Raw genomic sequence first — 16164 nt, 5'->3', positions numbered from 1 at the left:
AAGCAAGCATTGCCTTTCGGGCCTATAGCTCAGTTGGTTAGAGCAGAGGACTCATAATCCTTTGGTCGGTGGTTCGAGTCCACCTGGGCCCACCATATTCTTCAACAACTTAGCCTGCTTTCGAGCGGGCTTTTTTGTTTGCGGCTTACCTTTACCAGCGCATTTTGATTACCGGCCACCCAATCACCCATCGTGACAGCTGATTCACACCACGCCTGACTGCCCAAACAGCCCCTATTTCAGCCACTTGAGCTCCCTTCACAACCGTCGTGCTGCTTGTCCGCAGCGGCCTACTACCCGAATTTATTGCAAATCAGTCATGGTTGATTGCCAGCTGACTGCTAACCTTATAAACAGGTGCGTATGGCACTCCGCAGTTTTACGGCACGTTTTGCCGTTCATGTAAGTGACCGTCAAACCCGACGGCAGGATTGTATTCGTGCAGCCAGCACTTTCCTGCAGAGCAGATATATCGCTGAAAGGAGACCGTGCATGAAGAAGCATAAATCGATGTTATACACCACCGGCATTGCCGGACTAGTGCTCACCTTGGGTGGTTGCGCCAGCTCTGGCGAACGGCCGGATTCCGACCTTCAATCCGCAGAGAGCTCTCTTCAGCAGGCCGTTGCGGCAGACGCCCGCGAATTCGAGCCTGTTCTGCTCAACAATGCCCAGAACAAAGTGGCCGACGCTAAAAATTTGATTGAACAGGAAAAGTACTCACAGGCCGAGCGGCTACTCGAACAAGCTGCTGTTGATGCACAGCTTGCGGGAGCACGTGCGGACACTGCGAAGGCTAAGCACGCCGTAGAGGAGATCAATGGCAATATTGAGTCTCTGCGCCAGCAAATCAATCAAGACCAGTAACCGCCCCATCTGGAAAGGAGATTGTTATGAACAAACGCAACATAACACTGGGCATGGCGATGGGCTTGTCAGTCATGATTGCCGGCTGTGCTTCAGCGCCGTCTGAAAACGCGATGGTAAATGAAGCTCGCGCGTCTTATGCCAAAATTAAAGATGATCCGGATGTTGCCCGCAGCGGCGACCGTCAATTGCGTAGTGCAAGAGACGAACTGAATCGTGCAGAGTCCTTGCTGCAAGAGGGCGAAGACATCGTGCTCATTGAACATGCGGCCTATCTTTCCAACCGCCACGCCCAGATTGCCAGTGAACAAGCAGAGCGCGCAAGGCTGCAAAAACAGATTGATTCCGCAGAAGAGCGCCGCCGCACCCTGATGCTTGACAAACGCTCCGGTGAAGCCGAACGGGCCCGTAAAGAAGCTGAAATGCTGCGCAAAAGAATGGAAGAGCTACAGGCTGAGCGAACGGACCGTGGCATGGTACTGACACTGGGCGATGTGCTTTTCGACCTCAACAAAGCCGACCTGAAATCTTCCGGTGAGCAAACCATCGGGCGGCTGGCTGAGTTCATGAGGGAGTATGAAGACAGAAGAGTGAGGGTGGAAGGCTACACCGACAGCACCGGTGACGAAACCTATAACCAACAGCTGTCCGAGCGCCGCGCCCAGGCGGTTCGCGATGAACTGGTCTCAAAAGGTATTGACCGAAGCCGGGTGGAGACAAGAGGCTTTGGAGAAGAGCACCCTGTCGCCAGTAATGACACCTCCGCAGGCCGGCAACAAAACCGCCGGGTAGAAATTGTCATCTCCGATAAAGACGGGAATATCCAGGAGCGGTAAACTCGAACTGAACTGTTTGTTTCGCTAACCAAGGAGCACTAACGAATGCCACTTGAAAAACACGATCTTGCCCATGACCTCCCGGAGTCCAAGGAGACAATTCATACCCTGAAGACAAGCGATCAGCATTTTGCGAAACTCTTCGAAACCTATCACGACCTTGATCATGAAGTTTACCGCATAGAACAGGGAGTGGAGACCACTTCCGACGAGTATCTGGAGGAACAGAAAAAGAAGCGGTTAAGTCTGAAAGATCAGTTATATGCCATGATCCGCGACTATGAAGCCTCAATGGCAAGCTGAACCCGGCGAGCTTCTGCAAGCCCCGCAAAATGATGTGGGGCTTGTTACCCTCCTCCAATTGCCATCCCCCCTCCTCCCCGCAATCCCCAAGCGTATCGTAAATTTAATATAACGATAACCATCTGTTTTTAAATAGCTTTATTGAAACAACTCACCAGGAATGGTCATTTCGACACGCTCCCATGTCAATCATGCCAACGTCCTGCCAGAGCAAGCTGAATACACTGCCGCCCGAGTCAAGGTACCAGTCGTGCAAAGTTGCCCACACCCAAGGTGATGAACGCGCGATAAGAGTATAAAAACAACGCGATAGATGGAGTGTATTAATGGTTCCCACCACCCGGTTATCAGTACGGGCGCTGAGCCTTGCGGTTGCAGCGGTATCCACAACTTTCGCCATGTCGGCCTCTGCCAGCATGGGCAACATAGGTACAACCTATGGCGTAATGCCCATAGATGTTGCTACCGCCCAGTCTCTCTCCATGTTTAACGACCAGGTTTCTGTTACCTATTACAACCCGGCTTCCCTAACCCGGGACGAACGTGGTGAACTGACCTCAGGCATCCTGCATTCCGAGCAGGAGCTGCGGGCCAAAAACCCGAACGCCAATGGAGACGTGGTGTCCAGCTCACCCAGCCAGCACGTATTGATTGGCATGAAAACCAACCTGGGATCCCTGACCCGTTTTGACCACCCGCTCTACCTGGGATTCATTGCCGGTGTAGAAAAGTACGGCCAGGAAATGATGGCCTTCGATTCACGAACATCAGAAACCGGTCAGTTCCTGCAGCATGGAAGAGAACCTCTGTTCCTTAACCTGGGCGGCGCCACACCAATATGGCGAGGCATTTCGGTGGGAGCGTCCTTTCGTATCACCCTGGATGCAACGGCGAACCTTGAAGCTGTTTCTACACTCGGCGGCGAAACCAGCCGGGAGCGTTTGGCAGTTGATGCCGAGCCCCAGCTCAAAACTATTCTTGGTACCAGCATCGATCTTGGTAGCACCTTCTGCCCTGACAGCGACTGTTTTCTGCAAGGCTGGGAAACGGCTTTCACCTACCGCACCAAGTCATCTGCATCTACAACTGTTGATTCCAGCATCATTGTGACACAAACCATTCCCGACCCCGGCCTCAGCCTGGCGGTAACAACCATCGACTCCTATCAGCCCGAAACCATTGGGTTCGGCGCTCAGTACAAGGGCGATGGCTGGCGCATTGGGGGCAGCATTGAGCAACAGAACTGGTCTGAGCTGTCGAATATTTTCAAAGGCGACACCATCAAAAACCAGTCCACAACCCCTGCTGCCAGCCGGATAAAGTTTGATGACATCCTGATACCACGCCTTGGGGCCGAGTACGACCTCAACAAAAACTTCTCGGTGCGGGGCGGTGTGGCCTATGAGGAATCCCCTCTTAAAACCACGCGCAATCCCGAAATCAACTATATGGACAATGACAAGCTGATCGTTGGCCTCGGCATAAGCGCCACCTACGATCGCACCCGCCTGTTGGCCTTCCCTGTTCGCCTTGACCTGGGCTATCAATACCAGCAGCTGAAAAAGCGCGACTTCACGGTGGTATCCACCGACACCAACGGTGTAGTAACCGATACCGACGTAACAGCAGACGGCGACATTCACATTGTAAGCGGCTCAGTTACCCTGAAGTTCTGAGGAGAGGTTTGCCATGAAGTACAACAAGACCCTGGCACTGATTCCCGCCCTGCTGCTGGCAGCATGTGGCGGGGATGAACAGACCATGAACCAGAAAACAACACCTGGCTCGGTGATCTACTCGTACCCGGCGGATGGCCAAGCGGATGTCAGCCCTAAAACAGATATTGCGCTTCGGTTTTCCGATGCGATTATTGAAGAACAGAAGGATCTGAAGGATAAAATCAGCCTGACATCTGGCGCTGACAATATCGACTTCAGTCTTGAGAAAATTGACGGCGGAAAGAGCCTTAAACTGACCACAGACGCATCCCTTAAAACAGCATCGGGCTATTCTATTGCTTTTAAAGAGCCACTTAAGGCTGAAGGCAATCGCTTGATCGATACACCCAATGGTGACGGTGAGCCGGGTATTCAGTTCGATACCCGGAGTAGCTATTCCGGCTTGGCAGGTTTAGCGAACCTCACAAACAGCTTTGATGTTGCCTGGAAGGTTCCGGCCGATGACAGCCAAGCCGACAAGCGCTTTGAGGCGCTCAATTTTTCCACATTCCGCTTTGCCATGACGCAGCCGGTACACCCGGACTGGAGAAAACTTGGCGGTACAATTGAACTGCTGGACAAAGATGGCCAGCCAGTACCTGCAACCGTTCTGGCCAAAGGCAACCGCATTACAGTTGACCCTTGCGTGGCGCCGAGCCAAGTGCAGTGCGGCGGCAAAGACGACGTTCTCAACAGCGGCGAAACCTACACCCTAAAGTTCACTGAACTGGCAAGCCTGACTGACTCCAGCGCTGAAAACCGGTTTAACGGTGAGTTCAACTTTACCCCCCGGGAGACGGGCCCGACGGTAGTTCTGCAGCAAAGCGCGATTGACTCCGGCCTGGCAGCCGGCGAGAGCAATGAGGAAAACCTCACCAAGTCCATACTCAACGGCCAGATCATCAATGGCGTTACACTGAATTCCGTACTGCAGGGCGTGGCTGGCCCCTCCCAGCAGACCGGCGACCTGTTCGCCGAGCTTGCTTATGCACCTGCGTTCGAGGCGACCGAAGCCCTGCCTTTGCGCATTGCAAAGGGCAGTGTTCTTCGAAGCACCAGCCTGGATGTGCTCGTTGGCGGCAAGGTGCCCGTTCTTGATGCTGCAACCAACCAGCTTCAAACCACGGGTGACATCAAGGTAACCATGCTCTCCGATGCATCCGGCTACCTGAGCCCGAACGCCTACACCAACGATATAAATGCTCCCCGGCAAATCACCTTGTTCATGGATGTTTCCATGAACACGGAAGAAGCACAGCCGAACGCCGCCCTCTCCCAGGATCTTATGGGCGTGGAACTGCGAGGTATAGCGCTGGTTAGAGATGGCGTGCTTACCATTGATGCCATCGGCATGGTTGAACCCAACCTGCTTGGCCAGGAGTACACCGACTCCACCATTGCCTTCCACCTTAAGGCAAATACCGATGCTGAATCGGTTCTGGATGCAGAACTGCTTCGCGAACTGGACAACACACCACCCAAATTGGTGAGCTGGGCGCCTGGGGCAGCAGATGCCATCCCTAAAACTCGGCAGTCGATGCACCGGCCTGGAGATCCAGTGATTTTGTTTTTTGATGAGCCGCTGGACCCTGCGTCAATCGCCGAAGGTGTAAAACTCTATGCAGATGGTCAAGAGCTTACCGCAGCCAATGGCCTGCTCAACACCGCTCTCGACGGGACAACTTTAACACTGAATCCGGCAGCGAACCCGGAAGTGAACCCGCAAGGCGGCTTGAAGCCCGGTGTTCAATACAAGGTTTCAGCTCCAGGCTTAGTCGACTTGGCCGGAAACCCTTTCGTATTGACGGGTGATCTATCCTTCAGCCTTGATGGCCAGCGCGATGCGCCCGCCGCCGCACCTCCCGTTGCCCTCACGACCTACCCAGGTTTCCCTTGCGAAACAAATTACGCTCAGCTCGACTTCGAAAATAACATTCTTGGCGAGTGCTACACAAAAGGCGCGAACTCTATTGAATCGAGCAAAGACACCACGACTGGTGGAGATTTCCTACCCGTAAGCGAGATGCCTGCAGACCGCCCAATCATGGTGGTTTTCTCTCAACCAATGAACCTCGAGTCAATCCAGCTTGGTAAAACCTTTATAGTGAGGAAGGTAAACGCCGATGGAAGCGACATCGAGAGTGAGAAAGGAGAAGTAAAAGGCCGATTGGAAAAAAACAATCAACGTATTCGTTTTTACCCTGACAAAGCCTGGGAAGACGGCGCCTACTACCAGTACACGTTGGTATCCAAAAGAGGGACTGATGAGGTCGCTAAACCTGCATACTCCCAATACTGTCTCGGGCCTGAGCCGACCTCAATCTGTGGAACCAATAACTACCCATTGAAAACCGACCTACTGGAAGGACTCAATGACGGAGGAGGAAAAGGTAATGAGCCCGTTCAGTCTCTAAAAATTTATTTCAAAGGCGTAGAAGCAAAAAACAGTGTATTTACTGCCTTGCGTAATCTGCCGGTTCGCGACGTCAACGCAGACTTCCAGATCGATGAGGAAAACGAACCATTTGCTCATAAGCCGGACGGCAATGGTGGCTATCTGCCATCAGCTAACGCTGCGAAACTTCTCACCAACTATGGAAGTGAGACGCAAGAGGCTCGTGTGGGATGTGCTGTCGGTTCAACGGAAACCGAAAGTTGCGAACGAAATAAGTTCATTTATCAAACTTATGCCCTGAACACCGAAGTCATTGGCGTTACAACTATCGAAGAAGGTCCTGACAAAGGAAAGGACGCGATAAAGGTACTTTTGTACCCAACAACAATCGTAACATCGTCGCTGGACGTGCACCTTGAGCTCTTCAGCATTGTCTCTACCACTGGACCCCAGATTCTCAGAATGCGGTATGCTAAAGATGCTGAGTGCGTAGCAAGTGGCGGCGAATGCCCCAGGGACCAGCTGATCCCGGGTTATATCATTGAAGATGATGAGGGCCAGTCTGTTTTCAAAACAAAGGTGGATGTTTTCCTTGATGCACCGGGCCTGCGCCTCAAGTCGATCCTAACAGCAGAGCACAACTTGTTTAATTACGAGTTCACGCTGGACCTGGTTGGGGACGTGACTTTCTTCGATGACGGGCGCATGCAAATCGAACAGTACAACCTGAACATACCTGAAGTGACAGTTAAGTCAGAAGTGCTTGCGGGCTTGGTGAAGAAGCAGATACCGCTAGTCATTCCAGAGCGGGGGCTATATTTAAACTTTATATCCAACCCTGTAAAAGACCTACCCGCAGTCCAGTAATACTGCGGCGACAAATAACAGGTCAGTCTCCGGACTGGCCTTTTTCATGCCTAAAACAAAGCACCAGCATTACCCACCCCCACCATTTTCCTGCTAATCTGGTTGCACAATGAAACCCAACCTGTAACAACAATAATTTCGGGAGACCTCTCATGCAAAACGGCACCCATTACCGCACCTGTCATCTGTGCGAAGCCATGTGCGGCGTTGCCGTTGAAGTGAAAGCAGGGAAGATCGCGTCGATTCGCGGAGATGAGAAGGATCCATTGAGCCGGGGGCATATTTGCCCTAAGGCGGTGGCTCTGCAGGATCTTCACGAAGACCCTGAGCGCTTACGCAAGCCGGTTCGTAAAACATCCGCCGGCTGGGAGGAAATTGAGTGGGATGACGCTTTTACCATCGTGGCTGAAAAACTTCACAGCACCCGTACAACCCATGGTCGCAACAGCATTGGCGTGTATCTGGGCAATCCGAATGTGCACAACCACGGCTCACTAATCGCTACCATGCCGTTTCTGCGGGCTGTTGGCTCCCAGAACCGCTTTTCTGCTACATCCAATGACCAGTTGCCACACATGCTTGCGAGCCTGGAGATTTTCGGGCACCAGGTTCTGTTCCCTATTCCGGATATCGACAACACCGATCTGTTTATCTGTATTGGCGGCAACCCCATGGCTTCCAACGGCAGCCTGATGACCGTGCCGGATTTCCGTGGCCGGCTGAAAGCGCTGAAGCAGCGCGGCGGCAAAATGATTGTGGTGGACCCAAGGCGCTCAGAAACCGCAAAACTGGCGGAAGAATTTCATTTTATCCGTCCCGGCACCGATGCATTTCTGCTGATGGCTATGGTAAACACGCTGTTTGCCGATGATTTGATCCGCCCCGGCGCCGCAGAACACCTTGTAAAGGATCTGGATCTCTTACGTCTGGCCTCGCTTCCGTTCACGCCTGACGCCGTCGCAGAGTGCACAGGTATTGCAGCAGCCAGCATACGGGGCCTGGCGCGCCAGCTCGCCAACACGCCTAAAGCAGCACTTTACACCCGCATGGGCACCAGCACCCAAACCTTTGGCAGTATCACCACCTGGCTGGCGTATTGCCTGAATATTCTTACCGGCAAGCTGGATACCGTAGGCGGCGTTATGTTTACCCAACCTGCCATTGACCTGATCGCTCTTGGCGCCATGTCTGGGCAGCGGGGGCATTTCGGCAAGCGCCACAGCCGAGTAAAAGGGCTACCGGAGTTTGCCGGCGAGTATCCCGCCAGCACCATGGCCGATGAAATGCTTACCCCGGGTGAGGGGCAAATTCGCGCCTTTGTGACTGTGGCAGGCAACCCTGTGCTTTCCAGCCCCAATGGGCGCCGGCTGGATGAGGCGTTAACCGGGCTGGATTTTATGGTGTCGGTGGATTACTACATAAACGAAACCACTCGCCATGCGGACATTATTCTGCCGCCAACAGCCGCACTTGAGCGCAGCCATTACGATATTATTTTCAACATGCTGGCGGTTCGCAACGTGTCGAAATACAGCGAAGCACTGTTTGATGCGGGGCCAGGCAGCCGCCACGACTGGCAAATTCTTTTGGAGCTTGCTCATCGGCTGGAGAAACTGCGCAAGGGTGGAAAACTACCAATTCGTTCAGAGCTGGGCTGGCAGGCTTTCAAACGGTTGGGCCCCGACCCGATTATTGATTTACTCCTGCGTACCGGACCCTATGGCACAGATGCTGGCCGAGCACGCGGCCTTCTGGAACCTGCCACAAGCCTGTTTCTGGATCTACTCCCCAAACCACACCCTCTGCGCGACCTTGCCAAGCTGAGTTCTCTCAATCCGCAATGGCGGGAACTCCCTAAAGGACTGTCGCTGAAACGATTAAAAGACAATCCAAGCGGGGTTGACCTTGGCGCTCTGCGGCCAACACTACCTAACCGATTATTCACCCGGGACGGTAAAATCAATCTGGCCCCGCGGCGTTACCTTAAAGACGTAGAGCGCCTCAATCAGAAACTCTTCACCTCATTATCCCCCGGCCAGCTTTTGCTGATTGGCCGGCGCCATGTGCGCAGCAACAACTCCTGGATGCACAACAGCCACAGGCTCGTAAAAGGCAAGGTCCGCTGCACCGTGCTTATGCACCCGGATGATGCCAAGCGGCTGAACCTGAATGAAGGCAGCAGCGCCGAGATCCGTGCCGATGAGCGCTATGTAGTGCTGCCAGTGGAAGTTACTGAAGATATGATGCCTGGTGTAGTGTCTATCCCCCACGGTTGGGGACATAACCGTGACGGCACTGTGCAATCAACGGCGGCAGCCCATGCGGGTGCGAGTATCAACGATGTGTTGTGTGATCAGATAACCGACCCCGTAGCGGGCACTTCTGTATTGAATGGCCAGCCAGTAACTGTCAAAGTCTGGCAATCAAAACAGCAACCCTTACCCGCCGCCTGAAATAGAATTGGAGAACAACATGCCTCAGTGGCTGCAGTGGAGCCTGATTATTGCAGGCACAATCGCCATCCTTGTCTTGCTGGGTTTTATCCGGCGGCAAATGATTATATTGGCAGAAAACCGCAGGCGTGAAAAAAAGGCCGCGGCATTTCACGCGAAACGCCGGCGAGACATGATCGAGAGCATCAGGGTTATCGCGATGGCCGTTGAGGAAGATCAGATCGAATATTCAGAGGCCTGTTTACGCCTGAAGGGCTTGCTGGATCATGTTGCGCCAGAGTTGATGGAAAGATCGCCTTATAGGGTATTCATGAAGGTATACGAACAGCTTCGTCATATGCCAACGCATCAGGCTCGCCAAAACACAGAAGCCCGCTTCGTGGAAAAGATGGACAAGGAGAGATTTGAAGTGGAGGAGCGCTATGCTGATGAAATACGCCGCGCGGCCACTGCCATCCGGAATCACGGGTTTTAATCAGGATTGTTTTGTGTCTTTTTGTAACTCGAGTGTGTGCAAGAAACAATTTTAACGATTTGATATCAGTCGTTTGCTCTGTAAACAAAAAGTGACGAGGTTCTCAGCTTCTTATTGCCAGCTTATCTGCCTTTTCTTTTCAACGTTATTGTCTAGATTATAACCAAGGCGACTCGCTTTTTTTCTATTACGTTGCTCGCCCAGTGTTGTTTCTCCTGTTATGTTCGGACGAGTCTGCTATGAGCAGAAGCTTTGCCGGCCCCTCGGGCCGGCTTTTTTATGACTGGTTCATCATCCCTGCCATGGTCATAATCTTGTCTCTGCTGGCCACCAACTCATCAAACTGTTCTTCTACCTGTTCACGGTTAAGTCCCAGCTCGTCATAGACCTCCTGGCCTACGGGTACATGGGCGCCCATAGCCACACCCCTGGCGCTCAGCAGTTGCCGGCCAAGCCAGAGTAGCCGGGCATAGACGCTATGGGTACCTTGGTAGCCTTGGCTCTTTTGATACCTTATCGCCAAAGTAACCTCATCTGGCATACCCCAGTTTTCCATCAGCTGCCCTGCGATTTGCTCTCGGGTAATGCCCAGAAGGTAGTGCTCGGTGACCGAAGAGTCGATATCCGGATTGACTTCCAATGAGCGGCACACCAATTTGAAGTGAGGAGGAAAAATCTGAGCCAACAAAAGGTAACCAAAATTGTGAAGCAGGCCTGAGAGATAGGCCAGCCCGAATACCGGGCGCTCGCCCCTAGGCATCATGCTCGCCAGAATTCCGGCAGACTGGGCTTGCCAGATAGCTTGCTGCCAATAATCCACGTAGCCTTCCGGGTTATCCTGAGGCTGCTTGAGTGCACGCCCCAAAGACAACCCCATGGCCAGGTTCATCACCATGTCAAAGCCAAGCACGCGTGAGATGGCGTCATGCACGGAACGCACTTGCCCCGCCGCAGCGTAAAAGGATGAAGATGCCCAGCTAACCACCTGGGCGGCCAGGCTAGGGTCGCTCTCAACAATATCGACCAAATCACCCATTGCTGCATTTGGATTTACGCGGAGATGGATAATGCGCTGAGCTGTTTCCGGGAGAGGCGGTAATTCCAGCGTGTCTTCCAGGCGCTGCTGAATACGCAGACTGGTAAACTTTTTGATGGCGAAGGTTAGCTGACTGCGGTCATTAGCTGAATCATCGAGATTTACCACTATGTTTTCCGATACAACCGTAAACGGCCGGCGATCCGCATCAGCCGTCAGCGCTCGAAAATCATCCGCGGGCATCACCATGGCCAGATTTTGCTCCCCCAAGGCCAAAGCGACTGAGGGCAAGTCATCTACCCGGCGGTCCACAATGGTGGGCCAACCGGTAAGCGACGGCAATGCGGGGAGTTCCCTTAGCCCTGCCCGCTCTTTAACGCGAATTTGCTCTCGGGGCTTCATCAGACGGAAATCCCGGTCCAGCTGCTTATTCAGCCTCTCGAGGTCAATCAGGTCGTCTTTGCAGCAAATCACCTGAAGGCTGCCCTCCCCATCGTGGAGCAAAACCATCCGCAACAGTTCGTGTTGGTTAGCCTGGCGCATATCTCTCAGCGACACACCCTTGGCAGATTCACCCAGAGCTTGTTGCACCGTGACAGGTAATTCCATCATTTTCTCCCGAGTATCGCTGTTTGCCATCCGGCCATCACAATTTGCCGTTGGGTCTTTAGTATAGGACATGATTGCGCTGTAAATGTTGATGCAGCCCCCGTTCAAGGAGATGCATTCCGGCCTCCGCTAACCTTAAGCTGGCTCAAACGTCTCCATAGCGTATTTTTCCTCCCAGCCAGCGCCGGATCAAAGCCTGCACTAGCTGTGGATGCCTCATAAGTCCAGGCGCCATCTCGCGCACCGGCTCAATCCAGCCTTTATCCCTCTCAAAGTCTGCCAGCCGGAATTGCATCATGCCAGTCTGGCGGGTACCAAGCACCTCTCCCGGCCCACGTATTTCCAGGTCTTTTTCGGCAATAACAAAGCCATCCTGGCTGTCACGCAGGGCCTGCAGACGCGCTTTGCCGTTAGCAGACAGGGGTGGATGGTACATGAGTACGCAGAAGCTGGCCTGCTCACCCCGCCCCACTCTGCCACGGAGTTGGTGCAGCTGCGCCAGACCCAGGCGCTCCGGGTTTTCTATGATGATCAGGGAAGCGTTGGGCACATCCACACCCACTTCAATCACAGTGGTGGCAACAAGCAGATCCACCTCACCTTGTTTGAATCGATCCATCACCTCGGCTTTTTCCGCCGATTTCAGCCTGCCGTGAATTAACCCAACCTTCAAATCGGGTAAGCGCTCCGTGAGCTCTTGCGCTGTGGCTTCTGCCGCCTGGCACTGCATGGCTTCCGATTCTTCAATCAGAGTGCACACCCAGTAGGCCTGGCGACCGCCAGCGCAAGCGTTGCGCACGCGCTCAATCACATCTTCCCTGCGGCTATCGGGAATCACTATGGTTTCAATCGGCTTCCTGCCCGGGGGCAATTCATCGATCACCGAAGTATCAAGATCAGCGTAGGCACTCATCGCCAAGGTGCGCGGAATGGGAGTTGCCGTCATGATGAGCTGATGTGGAGCCAGAGTTCCACCCACACCCTTCTCCCGCAAGGCCAAGCGCTGGTGCACGCCAAACCGGTGCTGCTCATCCACGATAACCAAGGCCAAACGGTGAAACAACACCTCATCCTGAAAAAGTGCATGGGTACCGATTACAACATTGGCGGTACCCGTATTCACTGCATCCAGCGCCTCTTTTCGGGCTTTCCCTTTTACCTTGCCAGTCAGCCAGGCAAGCTGGATGCCCAGAGGCTCCAGCCAGCCTTTAAAGTTCTGGTAGTGCTGTTCAGCCAATATTTCTGTGGGCGCCATGAGCGCAACTTGGGCACCTGCGCCTATGGCCTGTAGCGCTGCCAGCGCGGCCACCACGGTTTTGCCTGAACCTACATCCCCCTGCACCAATCGCAGCATAGGCAGGGGCTGGCTGAGATCTTGCCGGATCTCGCTCATTACATGGCACTGGGCACTGGTAAGCTTGAATGGCAACTCCTCGAGAAAGCGCTCAGGCAGGTCGCCCGCAGGGAGCATGGGCAATGCTTGCCGGGCCTGAATCTGTTCGCGAACCTGCAGCATACTCAACTGATGCGCCAGTAACTCTTCCATAACCAGGCGCTGCTGCGCCGGGTGGCGGCCTTCCATCAGCAGATGAACCGGAGCACTGGCCGGTGGAGAATGCACCAACTGCACGGCTTCCGTAATTCCCGGTAGCTGATAGCCCGCCAGCAACTCAGCAGGCAGCCAGTCCCGTATGGGATGGCGCTTAAGGTATCCCACAGCCTGCTGACACAACCCTCGCACCCTGGGCTGCTGTATGCCTTCAGTCAGTGGATAAACCGGCGTAAGGGTGGCTTGCTCCCCTGTGGGCATAGCCGGTGGGTTGGTTTGGTACTCCGGGTGGTAAAACTCGTAACCCGCACGGCCCGGGCGTACTTCCCCGAAGCAGCGAACCCGGGTACCTTCCGACAGCTGATTTTTCTGGGCCGCGTTAAAGTGAAAAAAGCGTAGCACCAAGAACCCGCTACTGTCTTTCAGGGTAACCTGCAGGCTACGGCGACGCCCCATCACCAGATCCGTTTTCATTACCTCGCCTTCCACAACGGCCACATCACCTACCCGCAAACTACCCATGGGTATAATTCGCGTGCGGTCTTCGTATCGATGGGGAAGGTGGAACAATAAATCCTGCATGGAGGCGACACCCAGCCGCCCAAGCTTCTCGGCAAGGGCGCTGCCTACGCCTTTCAGCTCGGTAACCGGGATATCATCCAGTGAGGCCATGGCTAGGGTCAGTCCGTTGCGGCAGCAACCGGGGTGTCCTCTGTCGCCTTTTCAATCACCCGGCACTGGCCAGCTGCAAGCGAGAGAACATCAATGGCTTTGGGCCGTGGGAAAGTGACTCTCCAGGCCAGGGCCACGGTTCGAGATGGCACCGGCGCGGCAAAAGGCCGGGTTACAAGCACATCCTGCTGGTAGCGCATACCGGTGGCGGCGGAAAGTGGTAGTACGGTAATTCCCAATCCGGAGGCAACCATGTGGCGTATGGTTTCCAAAGAGCTGCCTTCAGTAACCAGCGAAGGCGCCCCTGCATCCGCTCGGCGAGTGACAGCCTCCACCAGAGGTGGGCAGGCTTCCAGCACCTGATCCCGGAAGCAGTGGCCGGGGCCCAGCAAGAGCAATTGCTCGTTGGCCAGCTCTTCCCCTGTGACCTCCGCCTTGGCCGCAAGGGGGTGGTCCGCCGGCAGTAGCACCACAAACGGCTCGTCGTACAGTGGCAGGGTCAGCACTTCCGCCTCTTCAAACGGCAGCGCAATGATAATGGCGTCCAACTCGGACTGGCGCAGCTTCTTACGCAGGTTAGCGGTGTAGTTTTCTTCGATATAGAGCGGCATGTCTGGCGCGGCGCGGCGCAACTCCGGCAACAGGTGCGGGAACAGATAAGGCCCGATAGTATAGATGGCGCCTACCTTGAGCGGCGAGCTCAATTGGTTTTTGCCATCCTGTGCCATGTCGCGGATTACACCCACCTGATCCAGAACACGTTGGGCCTGCGCTACAATGCGCTGACCGGTTTCTGTTACACGAATGCTGCTTTTACTGCGCTCAAACAGTGGGATACCCAACTCCTCCTCCAGCTTTTTGACCGCAACGCTGAGTGTCGGCTGGCTAACGTGGCAGCGTTCGGCGGCACGGCCAAAATGCCTTTCGCGGGCAAGCGTAACGACGTATCGTAACTCGGTAAGAGTCATGGTGATCTCCGGTCAAAAGGATACGGATCGAGGTTTCACTTATTTATGAGACAGAGGATAAGGATTGATATTGTCTATGGCAATCGCTGATCGCAATAGTATGCCGGGAATTCTCGTAGCAGGTTGTGGCAAGCTAGGGGGGGCCATCGCCAGCATGCTGACAGAGTCGGCACAAGTGTATGGCTTACGCCGTAACCCTGCCAAGGTACCCGAGGGCGTTGCGAGTATAGGCGCGGACCTGACCCGCCCGGAAACCTTAGTGGGCAAACTGCCTGATACTCTGGATACAGTTATCTACTGCCTGACGCCTTCAAGCTATGACGAGCAGGGCTATCGCGACGCCTACGTTAACGGCTTATCCAATTTGCTGGAGGCGATAGGTAACCAGCGGCTAAAACGGCTGTTTTTTATCAGCAGCACCAGCGTTTATGCCCAGAATGACGACAGTTTGGTTGATGAAACCAGCCCAACCAAGCCCACTCGGGTAACAGGCCAGCAAATTCTGGCTGGGGAGAAAACGGCTCTGAACAGTGGCCACCCCGCCACCATTATTCGCTTTAGCGGGATTTACGGGCCATCAAGAAGGCGCTTTCTGGAGGAGGTGATTGAAGGCCGCATGAACCCGGTGAAGCCGGCGCCGTTCAGCAACCGTATTCATGAAGACGATGCTGCAGCAGCCGTTGCCTACCTCAACGGGCTGGCGCTATCAGGTATGCCGCTGGGTAACTGCTATATTGCCAGCGATTGTGAACCGGTTCGACTTGACGAGGTGGTTGACTGGGTGCGCCAGCAGGTACCCTGCGCTGAGCCTGTAGCCGGCGCCAGGAAGGGTGGCCGGGCTGGCAGTAAACGCTGCAGCAATCAGCGGCTACTGCAAACCGGTTTTTCCTTTCGCTACCCGGACTTCCGCACCGGCTACCGCGAAATGATCGATAGTGGCTAAGCCCTAAACGCACAAAGGCGGCTCGAAAGCCGCCTTTGTTCTGAACATCCTGATGCACTTGTATATCAGCTCAGCACCATGACTGCTTCTACCTCTACTGGAACAGCCTTGGGCAATGCTGAAACCTCAACTGCCGCCCGAGCGGGGTATGGCTCTGGAAAATAGGTCGCCATAATCTCGTTGACCGTGGCAAAGTTTGCCAAATCAGTCACGTAGATGTTCACTTTTACAATGTCCTTCAATCCACCTCCAGCAGCTTCACATACGGCTTTGAGGTTATCGAATACCTGACGGGTCTTGGCTGAGAAGTCCCCGGCAACCACTTCCATGGTTTCAGGATCCAGCGGAATCTGGCCAGAAATATAGACCGTATCACCCGCCTTTACGGCTTGGGAATAAGGCCCTATTGCCTTGGGTGCGCTTTCAGTCTGAATTATGGATTTGTTGGTCATACCGCGTTTCCCTTTCGTCTA

Annotated in this window: 12 protein-coding genes and 1 tRNA gene; 9 read left to right on the top strand and 4 right to left on the bottom strand. The window is 54.2% G+C overall.

Annotated elements, in window-relative coordinates; genetic code table 11:
- Positions 1-18: 18 nt before the first annotated feature.
- From CDH47_RS07785 to CDH47_RS07750, 8 genes are all read left to right on the top strand, one after another.
- Positions 19-95: transfer RNA gene (locus tag CDH47_RS07785), tRNA-Ile, on the top strand.
- Positions 96-492: 397 nt separating this feature from the next.
- Entirely contained in the window at positions 493-867 is a 375-nt protein-coding gene (locus tag CDH47_RS07780) for a DUF4398 domain-containing protein (RefSeq protein WP_100639274.1), read from the top strand.
- A 26-nt stretch (positions 868-893) separates the two neighbouring features.
- A complete protein-coding gene (gene yfiB / locus CDH47_RS07775) occupies positions 894-1703 on the top strand; it encodes an outer membrane lipoprotein YfiB (RefSeq protein WP_100639273.1) in 810 nt (269 codons plus the stop codon).
- Positions 1704-1748: 45 nt separating this feature from the next.
- Complete coding sequence (locus CDH47_RS07770; protein WP_100639272.1) at positions 1749-2006, top strand: HP1242/YdcH family protein; 258 nt, start codon at positions 1749-1751, stop codon at positions 2004-2006.
- Positions 2007-2332: 326 nt separating this feature from the next.
- Positions 2333-3682 carry an alkane uptake protein AupA gene (gene aupA, locus CDH47_RS07765; RefSeq protein WP_100639271.1) on the top strand — a complete coding sequence of 450 codons (1350 nt, stop codon included), beginning with the start codon at positions 2333-2335 and terminating at the stop codon, positions 3680-3682.
- A gap of 13 nt (positions 3683-3695) precedes the next feature.
- The gene (locus CDH47_RS07760; RefSeq protein WP_100639270.1) at positions 3696-6986 is read left to right on the top strand and encodes an Ig-like domain-containing domain; all 3291 of its coding nucleotides are present in this window, start codon (positions 3696-3698) and stop codon (positions 6984-6986) included.
- 152 nt (positions 6987-7138) lie between these two features.
- Positions 7139-9439, top strand: coding sequence for a molybdopterin-dependent oxidoreductase (locus CDH47_RS07755; RefSeq protein WP_100639269.1), 2301 nt, complete (start codon positions 7139-7141; stop codon positions 9437-9439).
- 19 nt (positions 9440-9458) lie between these two features.
- The gene (locus tag CDH47_RS07750) at positions 9459-9914 is read left to right on the top strand and encodes a DUF2489 domain-containing protein (protein WP_100639268.1); all 456 of its coding nucleotides are present in this window, start codon (positions 9459-9461) and stop codon (positions 9912-9914) included.
- A gap of 277 nt (positions 9915-10191) precedes the next feature.
- Here CDH47_RS07750 and CDH47_RS07745 read toward each other — a convergent pair whose 3' ends face one another.
- The 3 genes from CDH47_RS07745 to CDH47_RS07735 form a co-directional block, all read right to left on the bottom strand.
- A complete protein-coding gene (locus CDH47_RS07745) occupies positions 10192-11559 on the bottom strand; it encodes an aminoacyl-tRNA deacylase and HDOD domain-containing protein (RefSeq protein WP_100639354.1) in 1368 nt (455 codons plus the stop codon).
- A gap of 145 nt (positions 11560-11704) precedes the next feature.
- Entirely contained in the window at positions 11705-13780 is a 2076-nt protein-coding gene (gene recG, locus CDH47_RS07740) for an ATP-dependent DNA helicase RecG (protein ID WP_100639267.1), read from the bottom strand.
- Positions 13781-13788: 8 nt separating this feature from the next.
- Positions 13789-14748 (bottom strand): hydrogen peroxide-inducible genes activator, encoded by a 960-nt coding sequence (locus tag CDH47_RS07735; protein WP_100639266.1) that lies wholly within the window; start codon positions 14746-14748, stop codon positions 13789-13791.
- 76 nt (positions 14749-14824) lie between these two features.
- On the opposite strand from CDH47_RS07735, the gene CDH47_RS07730 reads away from it, so the two are divergent.
- Positions 14825-15691 carry an NAD-dependent epimerase/dehydratase family protein gene (locus CDH47_RS07730; protein ID WP_100639265.1) on the top strand — a complete coding sequence of 289 codons (867 nt, stop codon included), beginning with the start codon at positions 14825-14827 and terminating at the stop codon, positions 15689-15691.
- Positions 15692-15756: 65 nt separating this feature from the next.
- Here CDH47_RS07730 and CDH47_RS07725 read toward each other — a convergent pair whose 3' ends face one another.
- Entirely contained in the window at positions 15757-16143 is a 387-nt protein-coding gene (locus CDH47_RS07725) for a RidA family protein (RefSeq protein WP_100639264.1), read from the bottom strand.
- Positions 16144-16164: the final 21 nt, after the last annotated feature.

It is taken from the genome of Marinobacter salexigens, from assembly GCF_002806945.1.
Lineage (GTDB): Bacteria > Pseudomonadota > Gammaproteobacteria > Pseudomonadales > Oleiphilaceae > Marinobacter > Marinobacter salexigens.
This window is presented reverse-complemented; position numbering and strand designations above follow the sequence as displayed.

What these genes read in the sequence shown, in the direction of transcription:
- CDH47_RS07725 (WP_100639264.1), bottom strand. Translation starts at nt 16,143, where the DNA reads ATGACCAACAAATCCATAATTCAGACTGAAAGCGCACCCAAGGCAATA.
- CDH47_RS07755 (WP_100639269.1), top strand. Translation starts at nt 7,139, where the DNA reads ATGCAAAACGGCACCCATTACCGCACCTGTCATCTGTGCGAAGCCATG.
- CDH47_RS07750 (WP_100639268.1), top strand. Translation starts at nt 9,459, where the DNA reads ATGCCTCAGTGGCTGCAGTGGAGCCTGATTATTGCAGGCACAATCGCC.
- CDH47_RS07730 (WP_100639265.1), top strand. Translation starts at nt 14,825, where the DNA reads ATGGCAATCGCTGATCGCAATAGTATGCCGGGAATTCTCGTAGCAGGT.
- yfiB (WP_100639273.1), top strand. Translation starts at nt 894, where the DNA reads ATGAACAAACGCAACATAACACTGGGCATGGCGATGGGCTTGTCAGTC.
- CDH47_RS07745 (WP_100639354.1), bottom strand. Translation starts at nt 11,559, where the DNA reads ATGGAATTACCTGTCACGGTGCAACAAGCTCTGGGTGAATCTGCCAAG.
- CDH47_RS07770 (WP_100639272.1), top strand. Translation starts at nt 1,749, where the DNA reads ATGCCACTTGAAAAACACGATCTTGCCCATGACCTCCCGGAGTCCAAG.
- recG (WP_100639267.1), bottom strand. Translation starts at nt 13,780, where the DNA reads ATGGCCTCACTGGATGATATCCCGGTTACCGAGCTGAAAGGCGTAGGC.
- CDH47_RS07735 (WP_100639266.1), bottom strand. Translation starts at nt 14,748, where the DNA reads ATGACTCTTACCGAGTTACGATACGTCGTTACGCTTGCCCGCGAAAGG.
- aupA (WP_100639271.1), top strand. Translation starts at nt 2,333, where the DNA reads ATGGTTCCCACCACCCGGTTATCAGTACGGGCGCTGAGCCTTGCGGTT.
- CDH47_RS07760 (WP_100639270.1), top strand. Translation starts at nt 3,696, where the DNA reads ATGAAGTACAACAAGACCCTGGCACTGATTCCCGCCCTGCTGCTGGCA.
- CDH47_RS07780 (WP_100639274.1), top strand. Translation starts at nt 493, where the DNA reads ATGAAGAAGCATAAATCGATGTTATACACCACCGGCATTGCCGGACTA.